This is a genomic window from Mycobacteriales bacterium (assembly GCA_036497565.1).
GTDB lineage: Bacteria > Actinomycetota > Actinomycetes > Mycobacteriales > QHCD01 > DASXJE01.
In genome coordinates, this window is the sequence record DASXJE010000223.1 from 1 (window position 1) to 2,797 (window position 2,797).

A 2,797-nucleotide genomic window follows, 5' to 3' on the forward strand; every position below is an offset into this window, starting at 1 on the left:
ACCGGAGACACCTGAGCGGGTCATCAACGCGGACCCGGACAGCTGGTACCACGGCGATCCCGAGCGCATGGGACACGAGAACTACGCAGAGTGGCGCGACGCTATCCGAGACCCCGACGTCGTCCGCGCCATGCTCGAGGATTATCGAGCGGGCCTGAGCATCGACCGCCGGCACGAGGAAGCCGACCGGGCAGCCGGAACCAAGGTCACCTGCCCCGCATTGGTGGTCTGGTCCCAGCGCGACGACCTCGAAGACCTCTACGGCGACCCCGTCGGCGTCTGGTCGGCGTGGGCCGACGACGTACGGGGACACGGCATCGACTCCTCCCACCACATGGCCGAAGAAGCACCCGCAGCCCTCGCCGCCGCGCTCGCCTCTTTCTTCACCGACTCCCCGGGGAAGTCACTGTGACTGACTCGCCGCAGTGACACTACCTTCGACGACTGGCTCGCCGCGGGTGCCCGCTCGGCATAGTCGGGATCTCCTCTTACGATCCTCGCCAGGCTTGGGTGCACCAGCAGAGTCGGTAGGGGATGCTCAGGGTATGAGCAACTACGCGCTGGAAGTCCATTACGGCGACGGCGAGCCGCCGGTCCGAATCGAGTTGCCTGGCTACCCGGCCGCGGAGGCGGAAATAGCCCGCGAAGCGCTCATCCAGGAGATCGAGCACGCAGTGGAAATCGAGGCACCGCTGATGACCTGGGCTCCGGACAACTCCGACCAGGCGGCCGGAGCGGAGATCGATCCAGCAAAGGTAACCAGCGTCGACCTCATCGACGCTGAGCACTAACTACGCACCGCGGACCGGATCGGCTCGACCTGTCGAATCCGGCGGCTCTCGTTCGTGTAGTGGGTAGCGCCGGCCCCACCGGCCGGCCGACTACATCCCGACGAATCGAGGAGGCGCCATGTCCGAGCCGAAGGTGCTGCTGAGCGGCCTAGGAATACCCGAGTCGCCCCGCTGGCACGACGGCCGACTCTGGTTCTGCAACTGGATCGACCGGCAGGTGGTGGCCGTCGACGTCACCGGCCGGCGGGAGGTCACATCCGTACGGGCAGGACGGCCGATGGGGTATTCCATCGACTGGTTGCCCGACGGCAGGCTGCTGGTGACCGGAGACAAACTGCGCCGCCAAGAACCGGACGGGTCGATGTTCACCGTCGCCGAGCAACCTGCGAACGAAATCGTCGTTGACGGGCGCGGCAACATCTATCTCAATGGCGCGGACTTCAACTTCGCGGGTGGCGAGGCACCCAAGCCTGGCTACATCAAGCTCGTCGCGCCGGATGGGCAACTACGTCAGGTCGCTGACGAAATCGAATTCCCCAATGGCATGGTCATTACGCCTGATGACCGAACGTTGATCATCTCCGAGTCGTTCGCCGGCCGGCTCACGGCGTTCGATATCGACGCGGACGGAGGGCTGTCCAACCGGCGAGTCTTCGCCGACCGTCTCGGCCCCGATGGCATCTGCCTGGACGTCGAGGGCTCGGTCTGGGTCTCCACGGGCGGGTCCTCGATCGTCCGCGTCGCCGACGGCGGCAAAGTCCTGCAACGCGTGGAACTGCGCGAGAACCGAGCGCCGTTCGCCTTGATGCTTGGCGGCCCGGACCGGCGGACGTTGTTCATCATGACCGCAGAATGGCGGTCGTCCGACAGCATCACCGCCAACCTCCAGCGGTTGACCGACGGGCCCCGCACCGGGGAGATCCTGACCCTTCCGGTCTCGGTGGCCGGGACCGGCCGACCCTAGGCGCGAGCCGCGGGGTAGCTGCCGGGTCGGATCGATCGGTCGACCCGGAAACGCTGAGGATTGTAAATACGGGCGCCTCCGTACCCCGCCAGTGCTTAGCTTCTCCAGGGAGTCCGCTGGGCTCGGGGGCGGGTGGTCGATGAAGGTCCGGCTGCGCAGGGCAGGGCGACTGCGGTTCCCCCGGCTCGTTGTGGTGATCGCTGTGTGTGGCCTGGCGGGAGTGGCGGCGTGCGGTCCGGCGCCAGGTCGGACGCGCCTGCCGGGTGCCCGCCCGCGGCTCTCGACGGCGGCGCGGGCTCGTCGCAGCGGGGCCTCGAGCGCATTGCGGCCTGCCGGGTTGACGTCGGCGACCGCCACTCCCACTCCCACACCGTCGCCGACACCGAGGCCATTCCTGGTGAAACCGGCCCTGGCCCGGCTCGCAGTCGAAGCCGTGGACGAGTTGAACGGGGACCAGTCCGCGGGAGACCCTGACGACGCGGCGCTTTATGCGGTCGCGGTCTACGACCGGGCAAATCACGAGTTGGTACTCGGCCGCTACGCCGACACGCCGATCATGTCTGCGTCGGTGGTCAAGCTCTTTGTCATCGCCGACCTGCTGCACCAGCAGGAGCAGGGCCGGATCGCCTTCGACACCGACGACCGGGAGCGGATCCGACGGGCACTGTCCGGCAGCGACGACGAGGCGATGGACGACCTGTGGGCGGAGTTCGACGGAATGCACGCGTTGAGCCAGATCATCGGGCTGGCCGGTCTGCGCGACACCTCCCTGCCGACCGACTCCGACCAGTGGGGCGAGTCGATGATCTCGGCCCAGGACACGGTGGCCGTCTACCGCTACGTGCTCACCTCCCTCGACCCCGCCGACCGGGACTTCGTGCTCTCCGCCCTCTCCCAGCCCACCCACTACGGCCTGGCGGATGGCTTCGATCAGGACTTCGGCTTCCTGGCCGCGGGGGTCCGGCCCCTCCACGTAGCGGCGAAGCAGGGGTGGCTCGGCTACATCCCGTACCACTTGCTACACAGCACCGCCCTCCTCGGC

General features: G+C 67.6%; 4 protein-coding genes. All 4 read left to right on the top strand.

Annotation, left to right across the window (positions count from 1 at the left end; genetic code table 11):
• Positions 1-412 (top strand): alpha/beta hydrolase (locus VGH85_18055; protein ID HEY2175714.1); only part of this gene is annotated, 412 nt, incomplete at its 5' end.
• 133 nt (positions 413-545) lie between these two features.
• On the top strand, positions 546-791 hold the full coding sequence (locus VGH85_18060) for a hypothetical protein (GenBank protein ID HEY2175715.1): 246 nt from the start codon (positions 546-548) through the stop codon (positions 789-791).
• A gap of 118 nt (positions 792-909) precedes the next feature.
• Positions 910-1,755, top strand: a complete 846-nt coding sequence (locus tag VGH85_18065; GenBank protein ID HEY2175716.1) for an SMP-30/gluconolactonase/LRE family protein — start codon at positions 910-912, stop codon at positions 1,753-1,755.
• 397 nt (positions 1,756-2,152) lie between these two features.
• Positions 2,153-2,797 (top strand): hypothetical protein (locus VGH85_18070; protein ID HEY2175717.1); only part of this gene is annotated, 645 nt, incomplete at its 3' end.

Excerpts from the sequence above, each read along its gene's own strand:
- VGH85_18060 (HEY2175715.1), top strand. The coding sequence starts at position 546 with ATGAGCAACTACGCGCTGGAAGTCCATTACGGCGACGGCGAGCCGCCG.
- VGH85_18065 (HEY2175716.1), top strand. The coding sequence starts at position 910 with ATGTCCGAGCCGAAGGTGCTGCTGAGCGGCCTAGGAATACCCGAGTCG.